This window comes from Gracilibacillus boraciitolerans JCM 21714 (assembly GCF_000521485.1).
GTDB lineage: Bacteria > Bacillota > Bacilli > Bacillales > Amphibacillaceae > Gracilibacillus > Gracilibacillus boraciitolerans.
The window spans coordinates 30,344-49,091 of the sequence record NZ_BAVS01000012.1; the positions used below are offsets into that span (position 1 = coordinate 30,344).

Genomic DNA, 18,748 nt, shown 5'->3' on the forward strand with positions numbered 1-18,748 from the left:
TATTGTATACATGATCTGTTCGACCTCTTTTATTGGACGATTCGGTAGCACTTATAATCATAAGCTTTCAATTGAACAGACGCTTTTTCTGTAAATGAAATATATTCATCTGCAAATAACTCTTTTACTTCTGTTTTCGCTAAAGCACTGACATCAACTGTTTGATCTTTCCCACCATTATTCAAAACATAAATAAGTGTTTCTGTTTCTGCTTTTTTCTGGTAGACCACTACATCATTTTTGACTTCGAGAAAACGGAAATTTGCCCGATTGCCAAAGGCCGGCACTTCTTTTCTCATCTTTAATAGAGTTTGCACAAATTGAAATAGATTAAGATCCTGCTTTGATATATCCCATTCCATGCATTTTCGACAGCCAGGATCACCACCACCGGTCATACCAATCTCATCTCCATAATAGATACATGGCGTTCCAATAAATGATAATTGAAATAAATAAAGTAATTTAATTTTATTCTTATTTTCTTCAGCCTCTGTTAATATACGCGCAGTATCATGACTATCCAATAAATTAAACGCAACCTCATTGACATTTTGTGGATACATATGGAGCACTTTGGTAATACTATCAGCAAAAGTCTGACTATCCATCTTATTAGTAGCAAAAAATTCAACTGCTCCATTCGTAAATGGATAATTCATTACTGCATCAAACTGATCTCCCTGTAACCACCGCATTGAATCATGCCAAATCTCACCTAAAATATACGCCTCCGGCTTTGCTTCTTTAACAACTTTGCGAAAATCACGCCAAAATACATGATCGACTTCATTGGCAACATCTAATCGCCAGCCATCAATATCAAATTCTTCAATCCAATAACGTGCTACATCTAATAAATATTTTTTCACTTCTGGATTGTTTGTATTTAATTTCGGCATCGACGCAACAAATCCAAACGTATCATAATTAGGTTTCCCCCTCTATTGAAACTGGAAATTCCCATAAATGAAACCAATCTTTATAGCGAGAATTTTCTTGATTTTTTAGTACATCCTGAAAAGGTTCAAAATAATAGCCGCTATGATTAAAAACAGCATCAAGCATCACTTTAATCCCACGCTTATGGCATTCTTTTACTAATCGCCGAAAAGTCTCTTCATCACCAAATTGCGGATCAATTTTAAAATAATCGATTGTATCATATTTATGGTTGGAATATGCTTTGAATATCGGCGTGAAATATATACCAGTAATTCCTATGTTTTGCAAATAATCCAAATGGTCTATCACACCTTGGAAATCACCACCAAAAAAATTAGTTGGTGTCGGATCAACACTTCCCCCATGGTAATGTACCTTCTGGATTTAATGAAGCATCTCCATTCGCAAAGCGTTCAGGAAAGATTTGATACCATACTGTATCCTTGACCCAGTCAGGCGCCTGGAAGATATCTACTTCGTGTAAGTAGGGAAAGCAGAAAAAATTGCCGATATCATCTGTCATAGTTTTAAAATTTCCTCTTTCTGTGATTATCACACTTTCCTGATTAGCAGCTTCACACTGAAAACCATATCTTAGCCGTTTATAGGCAGGTTTAACCGCGATGTGCCAGTAATCGTAATAAGAATCTGTACCACTAAATATCATTTCTTTTTTATTATATTGCCAATGTCCATCTTCCATATGATAGGGATCACCATAAATTAATACTACCTTATCAATATCATCCTTCTTTGTTTGTAATTGCAAATGTATAGTCTCTTCATTATAACTATACGCAAATTGATTGATAGGTCTATGTAATATAGCTTCGACGTGCATCATTAAATACCTCCAAATAAATATATAATTGAACAAACGATTGCACTTTTAAAACTTGAATAAGTAAAATAATCAGACATTAACAAGATTTTAGACAATTGTTCATTACTAGAATTAATTGCAATTATATCAGAATAACCACGTATTTGTAAGCGTTAACCATCTATTTATACTTATTACATTAAAGTTTATTTAAAAAATAAAAATTTAAAGGTTGTCAAAACAATATCGCCTATGTATAATAAAAATCAAGATATGCGCAATCGTTTTCACAAGCATATCAAATATATATAAATTTTATTGGGAGGTTCATTAGATGAAAAAATGGTTAATCAGTTTATTAGCAGTTTTACTTATTATCGGATTACTAACAGCATGCGGTCCAGACGAAGCAAATGAAAGTACAGAAGAAACGGATACGCAACCGGAAGAACAGGAGACTGAAGGAAGAACAGAGGAAGAGACTTCCATGCCTGAAAAGCCAGAAAAACTAACAGTCTGGGTAAATGCGGAAGAAAAGCAAGAAGATGCAGTTAATCAAATTGCTGCTAAATATACAGAGGAAACCGGGATAGAAATCGAAGCAGTTCCAATTGATATGTTAGAACAAGTGGAAAAATTAGATGTAGAAGGTCCTGCAGGAAATGGTCCAGACATTATTTTCCAACCACACGACAGAATTGGTGATCTTGTATTACGTGGTTTAATTGATCCCATAGACTTAGGAGATAGTAAAGGCGACTTTACAGAAGCAGCTATAAACGCCGTAACTAACGAAGGGGGGGAAACATGGGGGGGTTATCCAGCAGTGACAGAAACATATGCATTATTTTACAATAAGTCACTAGTAGCCGAAGCTCCAGCAACAATGGAAGACTTAATGGCTATTGCTGAAGAACAAACAAATGCAGCAAATGATGAATATGGATTTTTAATGGAAGCAGCTAATTTTTATTTCACCTATCCATTTTTCTCAGGTAATGGTGCCTATGTATTCGCTGAAGAAAACGGCAGCTATGACATTACAGATATAGGATTAAACAATGAAGGTGCTGTAGAAGGCGGAAAACTTATTCAATCATGGTTTGAAAATGGCTATATTCCTCAAGATCTGACACCAGATATTATGAATGGTCTATTTAAAGAAGGAAAAGTAGCAACTGTTATTAACGGGCCTTGGATGGTTCGTGAATACCAAGAAGCACTTGGCGATGATTTACAGGCAGCTATTTTACCGAAACTTGACAATGGAGAAAATCCTAAATCTTTTGTAGGGGGGGTTAAGGCTTACTTGCTTTCTTACTACTCCGAAAACAAAGAATGGGCTAACGATTTTATGGCGTATGTAACAAACTCAGAAAATGCCATGCTTTATTATGATGTAGCAGGTGAAATGCCAGCACGTGTAGATTCTATCGACGACCCTGCAATTGCTGATGATCCAATTTACTCTGCATTTGCTGAACAAGCAACATACGGCGAACCAATGCCAGGTGTTCCAGCTATGCAACAAGTTTGGGATCCAATTAATAATGGGCTATCCTTTATTTCAAAAGGAGAACCAGTTGAAGCAGTTTTAGATGAAGCAGTACAAACAATTAAAGATAATATCGCCGCATCTGGGGGGGCAACACAATAATACTGACCTATAATCAGAGAAGGAAGAAAGATGATATATGGGGGGGAGCAGATTGCTTCCTATATATTATTTTCTATCTAAGGAGGGACAATTGGTGCCAACTCAACACACTGAAAAAAAATTTGATATGACACAGCCACGAAACATCGCAACTATTTTATCGATTATTCCTGGGTTAGGGCAACTATATAATAGAAGAATAGTAAAAGGACTGTTATTTTTCATTGTCTCGATAGCTTTTTTAATTGTATTTTGGGACTTTCTTGATATAGGTATTTGGGGGGCCTTTTTACTTTAGGTACGATCCCGAGAGAACATCACTCGATCCAACTTTTAATTCAAGGACTTATATCATTGATCGTATTAGCATTTGGATTATCTATTTACGCATATAACTTTTTAGATGCCAGAAAAGATGCAATTGCTAAAGAAAAAGGTAAAGTAAATCCTACATTATTACAAGGAGTAAGAGATTTTTACAATAATGGTTTCCCATATTTCATGATTTTACCTGGGCTTATGATGCTTTTATTTATTGTCGTATTACCACTAGTGTTTATGGTCGGATTAGCATTTACAGATTACAACCAATACAATGCCCCCCCCTCGTAACTTATTAAGCTGGGTCGGCTTTCAAAACTTTATTGATTTAGTACAAATTGATATTTGGAAAGATACTTTCTTCAATGTATTCGTATGGACAATTGTGTGGACAGTTGTCGCTACCACACTCCAAATCGTACTTGGGTTATTCTTAGCGCTACTTGTTAACGATAAACGAATTAAGTTCAAACGCGCCATCCGGACTGTTTTGATTTTACCATGGGCAGTACCAGCATTCGTATCGATTTTGATTTTTTCTGCGTTATTTAACCCGACTTTTGGTGCTGTTAACCGTGATATTTTAAGTCAATTTAACCTGATGATACCATGGTTATCTGATCCATTTTGGGCTAAAGTAGCGCTAATCATGATCCAAACATGGTTAGGCTTTCCATTTGTTTTTGCACTTTTTACAGGGGGGGTACTACAAAGCGTTCCAGCTGATATGTATGAAGCTGCAGATGTTGATGGTGGTTCAAGGTGGCAAAAGCTGAAATTTATTACATTGCCACACATTCTGTTTGCAACTGCGCCACTGTTAATTATGCAATATGCTCAGAACTTTAATAACTTTAATATTATTTACCTGTTTAACGAGGGGGGTTACCTGCTGTTCGCGGACAAAATGCCGGCGGAACAGACATTCTAATTTCATGGGTTTATAAATTAACCTTTGAAACAAATCAGTACAATATGGCCGCTGCAATTACGATTATTATGGGTATTATTGTTATGGGATTTGCCTTCTATCAATTCCGAAAAACCGCATCATTTAAAGAGGAGGGACGTTACTAATGGCGATGACAAGAAAAACAAAATCAAAAATAGAAGTAGCGTTTATATATTTATTCTTCGTACTCATGTTTATTGTGATTGGTTATCCTCTAATGTGGGCTGTAATGATGAGTATCAATCCAGGTACAAATATGTTAGTAACGGATTTATTTCCAGATAAACCAACATTAGAACATTATATTTGGTTATTTACCAGTCCTGCAAGTGATTATCTAATCTGGTATAAAAACAGTTTAATCATCGCCGTTCTCAATTCTATTGGCTCTGTGGTTCTTACTTCACTAATTGCTTATGCATTTTCCCGTTACAAGTTTGTCGGAAGAAAATACGGTTTATATTTATTCTTATTATTACAAATGTTCCCAGCATTAATGGGGGGGATGGTCGCTTTATATATTTTGTTAACAACCATTGGATTAGTCGATTCCATTTGGGGACTGTTACTCATTTATTTAGGTGGTCAGATTCCTTTTAACGCTTGGTTAGTAAAAGGTTATTATGACACGATTCCAAGAGAACTAGATGAAGCAGCTAAGATTGATGGTGCTGGCCACTTACGTATTTTCTGGACGATTATGTTACCTTTAGCTAAACCAATTTTAGCAGTTGTTGCTCTGTTTAATTTTATGGCACCTTTTATGGATTTCTTATTACCACAAATTGTTTTAACAGATCCAAATAACTATACCCTGGCTCTTGGATTATACAATTTTATCAACGATCAGTTCTCCACTAACTTTACTCGTTTCGCAGCAGGATCTATTTTAATTGCGATTCCTATTGCGTTAGTATTCCTATTACTTCAGCGATACCTTATTGGTGGACTTACAGCTGGTGCAACAAAAGGATAATATTAAATACGAAGACAGACGAGAAGATGGTTTGTTTCACTCGCTATTTTCTCGTCTCTTTTTATCAATCAAGTTATAAATAAGCGAATATTTAATAATCTATGTTTTCATTTAAAGATCGATCACATATAATAGATATACAATACATTTCAGACATCAAAGAATTTCAGATTAACAAAGGATGAAACTATATGGCAGTTACAATAAAAGACGTAGCAAAAATAGCAGGAGTAGCGCCCTCCACTGTTTCCAGAGTGATTGCAGACAATCCAAGAATCAGTTTAGACACAAAAAAACGCGTAAGAAAAGCTATGAAGGACTTAGGGTATCATCCAAATATTAATGCGCGTAACTTAGCGGTACGCTCTTCTCAAGCTATTGGAGTTATTATGCCTTCCTCTGCAGATAAGGCATTACAGAATCCTTTTTTTCCTGAGGTACTAAGAGGCATCGGCTCTTTTGCACATGAGACCGAATACTCCTTATACGTCTCCACTGGAGGCAACGAAAAAGAAGTCTACGAAGAAGTGCAACGAATGGTTAATGGCAATCGTGTCGATGGTATCATTTTACTTTATTCACGTATTGCAGATCCCATTCAGAAGTTTTTATCTGACAAAAAGTTTCCTTTTGTAATTGTCGGAAAACCTTCTGAACAAGAGAGTGAAATTACCTATGTTGACAATGATAACTTTAAGGCGAGTAAAGACTTGACAAATCATTTAATTGAGATCGGTCATCGCCACATCGCTTTTATTGGTGGTTCGACCGAATTAACAGTAACCGTTGATCGTCTAAATGGTTATAAATCAGCTATTAAAGAGTCCGATTTACTATTACCAGAGGAATACATGATTCACACTGAATTTTTAAAATCTGGTGGACGAGATGCGGTGGAGCAATTATTTACATTGGATCAGCCGCCCACAGGTTTAGTCGTCGCCGATGATTTAATGTCGTTAGGTGTCATTAATACATTAGAGGAAATTGGATTAAGTTGTCCTGATGATGTTTCTTTAACTTCTTTCAATAACTTATATCTTTCAGAGATCACCACCCCCCCTCCACTTACTACCGTAGATATTCAGATTTATAACTTAGGAGTGCAATCTGCCAGATGTTTAATCGAAAAGGCAAAAAACAAAGACGAACCTGCAAAACGAATAATTATTCCGTACGATATCAAATTCAGAAAATCGACTCGCTCTATACTATGAGTCACTCAAATAGTAAGCTAGTGATCTAGCCTGAGCAAGATATCCAAGTCCTGCTTTTTCTATTTTGTTATGGACATTTTTTACGATAATATCCTTTATTTGTCCGTTAGATCGATTCTTACGGACAGTTTTCTTTACTTTTGCTTATCTTTGTCTATAAGTTTGATTCTTACGGACAGTTTTCTCTTATTTCGCTCACTTTTGTCTATAAGATCAATTCTTACGGACAAAATTAATAAATATTTCATTAATTTGTCCGTAATATTTTTTCACAAGAAAAAGCCACGAGTTAACCCAATGGCTTGTCTATGCATCTCTATACTCTCCATTTTCTCAATTCTGTTATTTTTTCATCGAAGAATGCTAACACATCCTCCACTTCTTGCCTTAATAATGATAAATCTGTTGATAACCAACGGATTAGAATGCCTTTTCCATCGAGATCTGTCATGCCCGCCCGATGATGTTTCGCTTGTGATAGACGTTGTTGTATGTCCCATTCATCAAAAGGGGGGGGATTCGGTGAAATATACCATATGGAAGCCATATAAGAAAATTCTTCTGTTAAACCATGATTGGCAAGAATCGCTTTTTGTTGCGAAGAAAATTGCAATGGATCATAGGAAATACAATGTGATCCATCCCAAATCTCCATTAATGAGTGATAGTGATAGTCTAAAGACTGATTCAATTGAACAATTTCAGCCCAAATAAATTCAGCATCACCATTTACATTCACTTTTATATGCTGGTTAATATGACTATGATCAGGTGGCATCACTTCTCGTTTGTCAAACAACGCCAATGCCTCTTCTTCAATATTACACTGTAAGTATATCGACTGTTCCTTTGGTAAAGAATCTGTAAGAGGTTGATGTTTAATCATAATATTTGACGCCTTTTTTATTGTAAAATGGATATCAAGAGGTTCTTTAGCTTCATCCCATCCATTCATCATATATGTAGTAAAAATGCGATGTTTTTGATCCAATTTTTCAACATGGAGCGGGACATCCTTTTGATAATCCAACAGGTTAGCTTTTTGGAAACGTGCTTTTAATTGTTTTTTACTCATATGAACCTCCCTTATGCAGATCATTCTAAGATATAAATAGTTTTGATAAGAGATATTTATGTTGCATTGCAGAAATCTCTAAGCCTATTGCATTATTTTTCATATCATTAAACGATAAACTCATCGCTATCTCAGTGGCCTGGTATACTTTTTCTAATGCTGCTAACGTCACTTGTTCTGCGTCTTTTGGCGCTAAAGGTATCGCTCTGACAGCATGCTGAATAAGATTGGTTAGCGAAAAATATAAGTAGGTTTGAATTGTAGAATACAAATCAAAGCCTTGATCAAAAGCATAAAGACTATAGACGACCACATAATGATTTAGTGCTGGAGCATCTTTTATTTCCTCTTGCCACTTCTCTATTAAGTCAGATGTGTGGATGGATGAAATTCTATCTAAAAAACGATTACCAGCTTGACGGCTTGTTTTCTTTAATTCCAGGACATTTTTCCTAGCATTATAAATCTCCGCTAAATAGACAACTTGTTCCCAATCCTTCTTCTTTAATTGGCGAAAGATTTCTTTAATAATAATCGCATCATTATATACAAGATAATTGCTAATATAGCTAAGACAGAATGAGGCTAAATCTTCTTTCGTATTAATTTGTTTGGATCGGATATACATTTCCATCCCAATAGCATGGGCTACCTGACTCTTCAAAAAAGACGAATGATGTATATGAACTAATTGTAATAATTTCATAGAATCTGTCGTACTCATCCAATCCCTCCATTTATGTATTATTATATCATAGCAATCATCGCTAGATTTATGATAACTTTAGATGGGTTTGTTGCTATTTAGGCAACAAACTAATCGAGTTAATATAACATTCATCAAAAATGGATTAACATCAATCATATTATCTATAAATGCAGAATTTATATTGATTCTTTTTACCTATTTATATATACTAAAAGGAATGAATTATTATTTTGCATAGAAGAAGGAGTTAACATAATGGATATTATCCAGTCAATGCACTATCAGGTTTTGCAGAAAAAGAATACCTTAATGTTTGTCGTCATGGTTATTACATTGTTAGTGGGATTTGCACGTGCAATGATTACTAACGAAGCATTAACAGCGACAGTCTATGGTTCTGAATTAATCATAACCATTATTTTTTATTTTATTTTACAGAAAGTAATTAAAAAACCAGTTGTATTACCGTATTTATTCGTCATTACTTTTTACCTTTCTAATTTTTTATTTATCTTAGTGAGTGATGCTAGTCCAGCAATATTTCTAATTGTCATTTTCTTAAGCTTATTTTCCGCCATTCAAATGGATCGAAAGGTATTTTATTTAGGTTTTATACTAGGAATATTGGTTATCCTTTATAATTTTAATCAAATGGATCAAACCGATGAAGTGATGATGCAGTTATTTCAATATTCTCTTCTCATCTGTTTATTAACTGTTGTCGTATTTCATTTTATGATCAAAATGGCTAAAGAACAAATGACACAGTTAGGAGATGTACTTCAATCATCTGAAAGAGATAGCGATCGTAAACAACAACAAAAAGAAGGCGCAGAAAAATCCATTACGAATATTCTTCACAAGATTTCAAAAGTTAATGAGAAGTTGCAGGACAACGTGCAAACACAGGACGACCTAAGTCATACCATTCATGAAATATCTCAAGCCAGTCAGTCACAGGCAGAGCAAATATCAGATATATCAAATGCAACAAATGATACGAGACAAAGTACTGATGTTGTTCAAAAAACTTCAGAACAATTATATGAAGATTCGAAGCGAGCAAGTGAGCTTTCATTGTCTGGAAAAGAAAAAATGGATACATTAAATGAAAATAATACTATTCTTGAAAAAACGATAGGTGACTTAAGTAGGACATTTGTGGAATTAACGGATAAAATTAAAGAAACAAATACATTTGCTTCCAATATCAAAGAAATTACTGAACAGACAAATTTGCTCGCTTTAAATGCCTCCATCGAAGCAGCGCGTGCTGGCGAAGCTGGTAAAGGCTTTGCGGTAGTAGCGGACGAAATAAGAAAGTTAGCAGACTTAACAGGTGAAACTACTGAAAAAATCACTAGCAACCTTGCTGCTTTAAATGATACCAACGATTCGGCTGTTGCACAGATGGATAAAAGCATGCAGAACTTCGTTATAGGTATGCAATCTTCTGATGAAGTAACCGGATATTTTGAAGAGCTAACTACTACTATTGGAACATTGAATGATGCTTTACTTAACTTCTCTGAGTTAGCCAAAGATGTTCAAGGTCAATCAAATGGTGTAGAAGCTTCAACCAATGATTTGGCAGCTATTATTGAACAAGCTTCTGCAAGTCTTCAGGAAATGAGTGCTACTGTAAATACTTTAACCGAAAGCAATCAAGAGCTAGCATCCCTGTTAGATCAAGCAGTAGATGATACAGAAGAACTTAAAAAACAATTTTAAACAAAGCAACGAAAAGGGACTCATATGTAAAAATGGAGTCCCTTTTTTAAGGTATAAAAACAAGATATAGTATAAAAACTGATAGTAAATATACGAGAGAACTTATAAATAGCTTATTCCCCCCCCACTTTAAAACTTCTTTTTGTTTAAATCCGCTTAAACCGATCACTAACCAACAAATATTGATAAATGTAAACAGCCAATAAAAGAGTCCACTAAAGTTTTCTAAAAATAAAGGTATAAATAGCAGTAGAGCAATATATATATTAGTTCGACAAATAGTCACTTGATAGCCTTTGACAACCGGTAACATTTTTAATCCAGACCGAGCATAATCATCATACTTCTTATCGCTATTGCATACGTATGAGGCATTTGCCAAAGAAACATCACGGCAAAAAGTGTAAGTGGAACAGGATGAATGGCCGTATCAATTACCGCCCATCCCATTAATGGCGTAACTGCCCTGATAAACTGCCAACATGCGTATTCCAAGTAAATCTTCTCTTTGTCCAAATGGTATATACTACAACATATGTGTACCACCCTATGAAGCCGTATATCGCCACTTCAACATTAATAAAAAATAATAATAACTGCCCTAACAGACTGAGGGATATTCCCACCATTAAAATGGTTCTCAATGAAAGTGAACCCGTAACAGTAGGTCGCTGCTTCGTTCGCTCCATTAACTTATCTACATCTACTTCTAACCAATTGTTTAATGACAATGCACCAGCAACGATCATGCCACTTCCAGTTAACAGCAAAAATAGCTCTAGCCAAATATCAACAAAGGACACATTATAATATCTCATTGCAATAAAAAAGCCGAGTATTGCTGGAAGTACATTAGCTATTAATACAAATCTTTTAAATAAATATTTTAACTCTGTTAACAAATGACCCATCCATTGAACTCCTTAATTGATTTTCTTAATATATATTTTCCAATTAGTACCCGTTCCTATATTATAGGCCTTCGCAAATGACCCCCTGATTAATAGCGACAGCCATATTATCCAATGAATTCACGTATAGAACTGGCTCCCCTATATGAATGGAAGCAAAGGAACGCCCAAAGGTCATCTTGTTATGATAAATACTCCTTGAATCGTAAACAATTTCTATTTCAACCGTTTCTCCATAGTCTACACCCAACTCTAAAAATAACTCTCTACTGATATTCGTCCATAAATTGCCAAACCGTACGTCCAATATATCAATTGTGCCTGTGATACTACCTTCCTCAAGCTTCGGTTCATAATAAGGTAAGCAGACTATTTCTTCCGCTTTCAATTCTTGACCTATGTCTGCAAATGAGAGCGCTCCTGCTGCCAATCTTGCTCCAGTGTACGCATAAATATCACGACCATGAAAAGTATGAGAAGCACCAGATTGTGGCAGTCTATTGACCTCTTCATCTATTTCGCGAATTTGTTTGATACCAATTTTTTTGTAAATGTGTGTAAGCGTTCCATTATCTGGTGTTACGATATACTGATCATTATTTGTTTGAACTACTAAACTTTTACGTGCGGAGCCTACACCAGGATCCACTACAGATACGAACACGGTTCCCTTCGGCCAATAAGCAACAGTTTGCAGCAACCGATAAGATCCAGCCATATATCAAAGGGTGGGATATCATGTGTATTATCATATATCGATATAACCTTACTGACATTATGTGCAACACCTTTCATTGCACTTACTGCCCCCATCTTCTAACCCGAAATCTGATTGGAGAACTAATGCATTCATCATGATGATTACTCCTTTCTTAACTCAACTTCATTATACTATTATCTAAGAATGAAAGAAAACGATTTGTAAAAAAAGGTACGTTCCGGAATGAAACGCACCTTTAATCCTTTTCCTTATTTATTACGAATTTTTTTGACAATTTCCATTAATACAACAGATCCAACTGCAAGGCCAAATGCAATCAACCATTGATTCCAACCAAATTCAGCTGGAATATGAAATACATCTCTGGCAAACGGTAAAATCGTGATCGTATATAATACAAATCCAATTCCTACAGCTCCTAATACGTATTTATTTTGGAAGAAACCTGCACCAAATACCGTTTGAACATTGGATCTGGCCGGGAATGTTTGTAATGTTCTCGATAAGATTAATGTTGTAAAAGCCATGGCAACACCCATTTCCTCCGAATGTTGTAAGCCGATATAATGGGAAACGATTACTGCTATACCGATTAAAAATCCACGTATAATAACAGACTTTAATGTGCCTCCAGCAAATATTCCTTCATCAATCTTCTGTGGTTTCCGTTTCATCACATCTGGTTCTGATTTTTCCATTCCTAATGCAATTGCAGGCAAGGAATCATTAACTAAATTGATAAACAGTAATTGAAGTGCTGTAAAAGGATTTGCCCAATTCATAATGACTGCGAACATGATAGCAATTATCGCCCCCCCTAAGTTACCAGCAAATAAATAGGCAATTGATTTTTTAATATTATCAAATACTGTCCGACCCACACTAACAGCTTTGACAATCGAAACAAAATTATCATCCGTCAAAATCATGGCTGCCGAATCTTTTGCGACATCCGTTCCACTTCCCATACCGATACCAATGTCAGCTTGCTTTAAAGCAGGAGCATCATTGACACCATCACCTGTCATAGCTGTAATTTGATTTTTACGTTGCCACGCTTTAACGATTCTTATTTTATTCTCAGGAGAAACACGAGCATACACGGAAATTTTTTCTAACATATCATCAAGTTCCTGTTCAGACATGTTGTCTAATTCTTTACCTGTTACCGCCACATCGCTTTCTTCCATTAAACCAATTTGTATTCCAATAGCTTCCGCGGTCGTCTTGTGATCTCCCGTTATCATGACTGGCTTAATACCCGCTTTTTTAGCTTCCTCAATGGAACCGTAAACCGCATCTCTTGGTGGATCCATCATTGCTGTAAAACCTATCATCACAAAGTCCTTTTCATCTTCTAGGGTTATTTGTTGATCTTGGTCAACCTTTTTATAGGCAAAAGCTAACACTCGTAATGCTTGCTTGGAATACTCTTCATTCTGATCATGAAGTTTATCAAGCCATTCTGATGTTAATTCTTTCTCCTCGCCATCCACTAAAATAAACGCAGCCTTATCTAGCATGACATCTGGTCCACCTTTAATTAACATCATCCGTTCCTCATTAATTTCATGAACAGTAGACATCATCTTCCTTTCTGAGTCAAATGGTAATTCGGCATCGCGTTTATATTTTTCACGTAATTCTTTGTAAGGCTGTTTTTGCTTGTCAGCCAGAAGGATCAGCGCAATCTCGGTTGGATCCCCTATTTCATTTTTATCCTCATTTATATATGAATCATTACATAACGCTGCGGTTTGAATAAGCAGCTGTTCACTTTTTGACCATTTTTCATTACTAAATGGATTTTCTATTCCTGGTAAAAATGTTTCGGTTACCGTCATCTTATTTTGTGTCAATGTACCCGTTTTATCCGTACAAATAACACTTGTCGATCCCAATGTCTCCACAGCAGGTAATCTTCTGATAATGGCATGCTGTTTTGCCATTTTATTCGTTCCAACTGATAAAACAATCGTAACAATGGATTGTAATGCTTCAGGAATAGCAGCAACTGCAATAGCAACAGAGAACATTAAAGCATCTAATACTGCCTTTGTCATATCAACATCTGCACCACTAAACCAAATCCGACTTACTTGTACGGAAAAAATCAAAATACAAATAAGCAGAATGGCCATGCCTAACTTTTTACTAAAAGAATCCAGCTTACGTTGTAAAGGAGTTTGTTTCGATTCAGCCGTTTCGATCATTTCTGCAATTTTTCCTATTTCCGCTTTCTCACCAGTAGCCGTAACAACTAATGTCCCTCTCCCATTTACAACTAAGGAGCTGGAAAATACCATATTTTTACGATCACCTAGCCCAACTTCATCCTCGATTGGATCCGTTATTTTCTCAACAGCATCTGATTCTCCGGTAAGCATTCCTTCATTAATCTTTAATGATTCTGCTTCCAACAATCGACCATCTGCGGGTATAAAATCCCCCCGCTTCCAATAGGACAATATCACCAGGTACCAACTCGCGAGCCATAATTGTCTGATTCGTTCCATTACGAATCACTTTTGCCTCAGGTGCTGACATATCTCTTAATGCATCAAGGGAACTTTCCGCTTTTTTTGTTTGGACCACACTTATCACAGAATTTAACAAGATAACAATAAAGATAATAATGGATTCGATGACTTCTCCCAATGCTAATTGAACAATAGCAGCAATTAAAAGAACGACAACCATGGTATCCTTAAAGGTTTCTAAGAAAAGTTTCCAAGTAGGAACTTTTTCTTTATCTGATATTTCATTGTATCCTTCTTGTTCCAGTCGGTTATTTACTTCCTCTTTCGAAAGCCCTTCTGCTTTTGTTACTTCCCATGTTTCTAAGACTTCCTCTTTTGTCTTCTGGTAGGTACTCAAGTTTCATCTCCTCCTTGATCTCTTTCAATTGTAATTAACACTTTTTCTATTCGATATGCTGAAATTTTTGTCGCTTCAAAAACAAGGTCTTTATAGGCAAGTTTAGGTCGTTCTGATGAATGAGGAATATAACCTAATTGATGCACCATAAATCCGTTTAACGTTTCAAATTCTTCTGACGGCAATTCCACTTGGAATGCTTCCTCTAATAAATAAAGATGTGTTGTTCCTTCCACTTCATACTGGTTATTATTAACTTTCTTAAAACTGCTTGATTCATCTTCCCCCCCTGGCAAATGATGTTCACTCAGAATTTCTCCTACAATTTCTTCAATTACATCCTCCATTGTAATCAGCCCGTCAATTCCTCCATATTCATCTACCACCATCGCAATATGGATATTATGCTTTTTCATATCACGGAAGGCCACATCAATTAGCTGAGAATCCATTACATAGTATGGCTTTCTTAACACGGTTTGAAGCGCAAACTCCCTATCATACTTTTGTAAAATGGGAAAGATATCCTTCATATGTAATATTCCGATAATATGATCAATATCTCCTTCATATACTGGGAAATGAGTGAAACGCTTTTCATTTATCACCTCTAATACTTCATCGATAGTTGCCTCCATATTTATAGCTGTAATATCTGTACGATGTGTCATAATATCTGATACAGATTTATCATTAAATTCGAATATATTGTGTATCATTCGTTTTTCATCGCTTTCAATCGTTCCTCGTTCGCCGCCAATATCAACTAACATTCGAATTTCTTCTTCATTAACTTCCTCTTGTTTAGCATTTGGATCCACTCCAAATAATTTTACGATAAAATTCGTAGAAAGATTCAATATTTTCACAAAAGGATAACTTAGCTTAAATAAAAACAATAAAGGATTAACGGTTTTATAAGCAATTCTCTCCGCTTTTTGCAATGCTAATTGCTTGGGTACCAATTCACCAATTACTAAAGTAAAGTAAGAAAGCAAAATAGTAATTATAATAACAGCAATCGTTTCAAGTAATGACATAGAGACAGGTACTCCTATATTTACCAGCCAATTAGCCAAAGGTGCTGCAAAGCTATCGGCCGCAAAGGCACTAGCCAAAAAACCAGCCAATGTAATTCCAATTTGAATAGTAGCTAAAAATCGCCCCCCCGGTTCAGCCAATAGCTTTTGTAATTTCATCGATTTTTGATCTTTTTGTTCCGCTCTCTTTTTAATTTTATTGTCATTTAAAGCAACTAAAGAAATCTCTGAAGCAGCAAAAAATGCATTTATCAATATCAGAACTATAAGGATAAATATTTCCAATAACACCTGATCACCTTCTTATAAATATTCTCTGTTATTGTTATACCCAAAACCATTAGGCATGAGACAAATTTTCTGAAATAGAAGTTGAAAAAATGGCGGTATGTGATGAATCCTATGTTAAACTGTGGCATAATAGTAAATGATAGTCCTATTAATTAGTAAAGTACAATTACCACTATTAGGTCTTACAATCAATGCCTATTGTGATATACATAATTTATTTAGTTCCTGGAAAGTAGTTGATGAAATATGCAGTTAGAAATTGATAAGGCTTCACTGCCTGTCTACGAAGCATTAGCAAGTAAGGTTAGATTAGAAATGATACAGTTATTATCTAAAAATAAAATGAACATCAAAGAACTATCTAGCGCTTTAGGTATAAGTAGTCCAATTGTAACAAAACATATTGAGAAGCTGGAAAAAGCTGATATTATTCGTACTGAAAAGATACCTGGTAAGTCGGGGTTACAACGAATATCCATCTTAAAGGTAGATCATATTGAAGTAAATTTCCCTAAAAAAATTTATCATTCATTTGCTACATATGAAACCAGTGTACCTGTGGGCCATTATACTGATTACCACGTTTTACCTACGTGTGGATTGGCCACTAACAAAGACTTTGTTGGACCAGTGGATCAAACAAAATATTTTATGGATCCAAAAAGAATGGATGCACGTATTTTATGGTTTACTGAAGGTTTTATTGAGTACAAAACACCTAACTTTCTTCAGGAAAAAGACGAACTGCAGCAAATGGATATCAGCTTTGAAATATCCTCTGAGTTCCCTTTTTCTAATGATGTATGGCCTTCAGATATTACGTTTACCTTAAATAATATAGAACTAGGAACATGGGAGAGTCCTGGTGATTTCGCAGATACAAGGGGAAAATATACTCCTGATTGGTGGCCACATAACATTAATCAATATGGATTACTAAAAACCATTCGCATTACTTCCCATGGTACATACATGGATGGCGAACCAATGTCTGACGTGACGATTAATGATTTAGACACGAATGTAGATGGGTGGAAATTTAAATTCGAAGTAAAAGAAGATGCTGAACATGTTGGTGGTGTTACCTTGTTTGGCAGAGAATTTGGTAACCATGACCAAGATATAAATTTTAAGTTATACTATATCTAGTTAAAGGGCAATAAATAATACGTTAAATTAAAACAGCTTGATTATCTTACAGATAGTCAAGCTGTTTCATAATTAAAATAAATCAAAGAATGTTTCTTGCCCAAGATGCTGAACAAACTTTTCAGCTAATGCCTTAAGGTCTGTCGATTCTTCCAAAAAGAGCCATTGATCGTCTTTTTCTCCCGTATAAGACTTTCTTTCCACTTGAAACAACCTTGTTTTTTATCCACTAAAGAGAAACATAATTGTGCATCGTACGATTTATATTTCGGATCTGATAGAGCCTCTACAATTACAGGGTTCTCATCATATGGTACGGGATTTTCATAGGTATACAAGTAAATGCTTTTTTGTCTAACATCTAATTTGTAATCCCTTATTGGACTAAAATTTTCCATACTATGCTTTATAATGTCTAATTCTTCATCCATAATTTTTTGTTTTGATTTTCTTGTTAAAAACACTCTACCATTAGGATGTTCATATATTTCATATCCTTCTGGAATTTCATCTATGGTTGTGTCTGGATCATCCTTTTTAAAATAATAGCTTGGATTTCCCTTCTTCGTCTGTCTAACATGCAAAAAGTAGTCGTCCCCACGAAAATTTGTATATTGCACTGTCATCTTTGTTTACACCACCTTTAATTTCATTACCGATTGCTATTTACAAGTTCTTTGCTTTCATAAGTATAACAAAAATCATGATAAAGTGAAACTTCCAAACATAAGAAATTGCTATTCATAATACACCTCTTTAATTATTAATACAGAACAAAATTTTCATGTTATACTGTAGACAAGTAAAGTAATTAATGTGTAGTCGAAGTGATTTTTGGGAATAGCTGTAATAGAGTTATTGTCAAAGGAGTGCATCAAAATGGAAATCAAAATATCAGAAAAGGCCTTACAATGGTTCAAAGAAGAAGTAGAGGTACATGAAGGAGACACAGTAAAATTCCAAGCTAAATATGGAGGTTATAGTCCTATACATGAAGGATTTTCGTTAGCATTTTCAATAAATGAACCACTTAAAGAAACAATTACTACTAAAGAGAAAAACGGCATCACCTTTTTTATAGATGGCTCAGATGCCTGGTATTTTGAAGGCTATGATTTAATTGTAAATTACGATGAAAACTTAAAAGAAGTAACCTATGATTATGAAGTAAGTAAATGAATATAGAACTGAAAGAGTGGAGATTATTTCTCTGCTCTTTTTTTATAAGATAAGAAAACATATAACCTCAGATAACATCTAAAAAGATGAGTATACTTTCAATATTTCTTACTCTAAAACTCATTTCGATGAATATACAACATATTATGTTAAAATAGAAACGAGTTAAAACCA

At 35.1% G+C, this 18,748-nt stretch carries 13 protein-coding genes and 4 pseudogenes; 7 read left to right on the forward strand and 10 right to left on the reverse strand.

Annotated features, from left to right (window positions below; genetic code table 11):
* Nucleotides 1–29: 29 nt before the first annotated feature.
* Nucleotides 30–1,786, reverse strand: a pseudogene (locus JCM21714_RS09140) (alpha-glycosidase).
* Between the two features lie 316 nt (nt 1,787–2,102).
* Here JCM21714_RS09140 and JCM21714_RS09145 point away from each other — a divergent pair.
* From JCM21714_RS09145 to JCM21714_RS09160, 4 genes and pseudogenes are all read left to right on the forward strand, one after another.
* Nucleotides 2,103–3,425, forward strand: coding sequence for an extracellular solute-binding protein (locus tag JCM21714_RS09145; RefSeq protein WP_035723641.1), 1,323 nt, complete (start codon nt 2,103–2,105; stop codon nt 3,423–3,425).
* A 127-nt stretch (nt 3,426–3,552) separates the two neighbouring features.
* Nucleotides 3,553–4,823: pseudogene (locus tag JCM21714_RS09150) on the forward strand (carbohydrate ABC transporter permease).
* Between the two features lie 5 nt (nt 4,824–4,828).
* Entirely contained in the window at nt 4,829–5,674 is an 846-nt protein-coding gene (locus JCM21714_RS09155) for a sugar ABC transporter permease (RefSeq protein ID WP_035723719.1), read from the forward strand.
* 191 nt (nt 5,675–5,865) lie between these two features.
* The gene (locus tag JCM21714_RS09160; RefSeq protein ID WP_035723644.1) at nt 5,866–6,891 is read left to right on the forward strand and encodes a LacI family DNA-binding transcriptional regulator; all 1,026 of its coding nucleotides are present in this window, start codon (nt 5,866–5,868) and stop codon (nt 6,889–6,891) included.
* Nucleotides 6,892–7,207: 316 nt separating this feature from the next.
* On the opposite strand, the gene JCM21714_RS09165 is transcribed toward JCM21714_RS09160, so the two are convergent.
* Both JCM21714_RS09165 and JCM21714_RS09170 read right to left on the reverse strand, forming a co-directional pair.
* Complete coding sequence (locus tag JCM21714_RS09165) at nt 7,208–7,966, reverse strand: urease accessory protein UreD (RefSeq protein ID WP_035723647.1); 759 nt, start codon at nt 7,964–7,966, stop codon at nt 7,208–7,210.
* Nucleotides 7,967–7,991: 25 nt separating this feature from the next.
* Nucleotides 7,992–8,690 (reverse strand): urease accessory protein UreF, encoded by a 699-nt coding sequence (locus JCM21714_RS09170; RefSeq protein WP_035723650.1) that lies wholly within the window; start codon nt 8,688–8,690, stop codon nt 7,992–7,994.
* Nucleotides 8,691–8,930: 240 nt separating this feature from the next.
* Between JCM21714_RS09170 and JCM21714_RS09175 the strand changes: the two genes are divergently transcribed.
* On the forward strand, nt 8,931–10,406 hold the full coding sequence (locus JCM21714_RS09175; protein WP_035723652.1) for a methyl-accepting chemotaxis protein: 1,476 nt from the start codon (nt 8,931–8,933) through the stop codon (nt 10,404–10,406).
* A gap of 46 nt (nt 10,407–10,452) precedes the next feature.
* Here the strand turns inward: JCM21714_RS09175 and JCM21714_RS23960 are convergent, their stop codons facing one another.
* The 6 genes and pseudogenes from JCM21714_RS23960 to JCM21714_RS09195 form a co-directional block, all read right to left on the reverse strand.
* Nucleotides 10,453–10,719 carry a UbiA prenyltransferase family protein gene (locus tag JCM21714_RS23960; protein ID WP_369403517.1) on the reverse strand — a complete coding sequence of 89 codons (267 nt, stop codon included), beginning with the start codon at nt 10,717–10,719 and terminating at the stop codon, nt 10,453–10,455.
* 2 nt (nt 10,720–10,721) lie between these two features.
* On the reverse strand, nt 10,722–10,856 hold the full coding sequence (locus JCM21714_RS22980) for a hypothetical protein (protein ID WP_268748332.1): 135 nt from the start codon (nt 10,854–10,856) through the stop codon (nt 10,722–10,724).
* The gene (locus JCM21714_RS21325) at nt 10,856–11,317 is read right to left on the reverse strand and encodes a UbiA family prenyltransferase (protein ID WP_235182734.1); all 462 of its coding nucleotides are present in this window, start codon (nt 11,315–11,317) and stop codon (nt 10,856–10,858) included. Before JCM21714_RS21325 ends, JCM21714_RS22980 begins: the two co-directional genes overlap by 1 nt.
* A 12-nt stretch (nt 11,318–11,329) precedes the next feature.
* Nucleotides 11,330–12,173: pseudogene (locus JCM21714_RS09185) on the reverse strand (SAM hydrolase/SAM-dependent halogenase family protein).
* Between the two features lie 113 nt (nt 12,174–12,286).
* Nucleotides 12,287–14,915, reverse strand: a pseudogene (locus JCM21714_RS09190) (cation-translocating P-type ATPase).
* Nucleotides 14,912–16,246 carry a hemolysin family protein gene (locus tag JCM21714_RS09195; protein WP_035723656.1) on the reverse strand — a complete coding sequence of 445 codons (1,335 nt, stop codon included), beginning with the start codon at nt 16,244–16,246 and terminating at the stop codon, nt 14,912–14,914. The pseudogene JCM21714_RS09190 and the gene JCM21714_RS09195 overlap by 4 nt, the downstream one beginning before the upstream one ends.
* Nucleotides 16,247–16,492: 246 nt before the next feature.
* Between JCM21714_RS09195 and JCM21714_RS09200 the strand changes: the two genes are divergently transcribed.
* Nucleotides 16,493–17,395 carry an ArsR/SmtB family transcription factor gene (locus JCM21714_RS09200; protein WP_035723661.1) on the forward strand — a complete coding sequence of 301 codons (903 nt, stop codon included), beginning with the start codon at nt 16,493–16,495 and terminating at the stop codon, nt 17,393–17,395.
* 125 nt (nt 17,396–17,520) lie between these two features.
* Here the strand turns inward: JCM21714_RS09200 and JCM21714_RS09205 are convergent, their stop codons facing one another.
* Nucleotides 17,521–18,021: a hypothetical protein gene (locus JCM21714_RS09205; protein ID WP_035723663.1), complete on the reverse strand. Its 501-nt coding sequence runs from the start codon at nt 18,019–18,021 to the stop codon at nt 17,521–17,523.
* 253 nt (nt 18,022–18,274) lie between these two features.
* Between JCM21714_RS09205 and JCM21714_RS09210 the strand changes: the two genes are divergently transcribed.
* Nucleotides 18,275–18,574: a HesB/YadR/YfhF family protein gene (locus JCM21714_RS09210; RefSeq protein ID WP_035723666.1), complete on the forward strand. Its 300-nt coding sequence runs from the start codon at nt 18,275–18,277 to the stop codon at nt 18,572–18,574.
* Nucleotides 18,575–18,748: the final 174 nt, after the last annotated feature.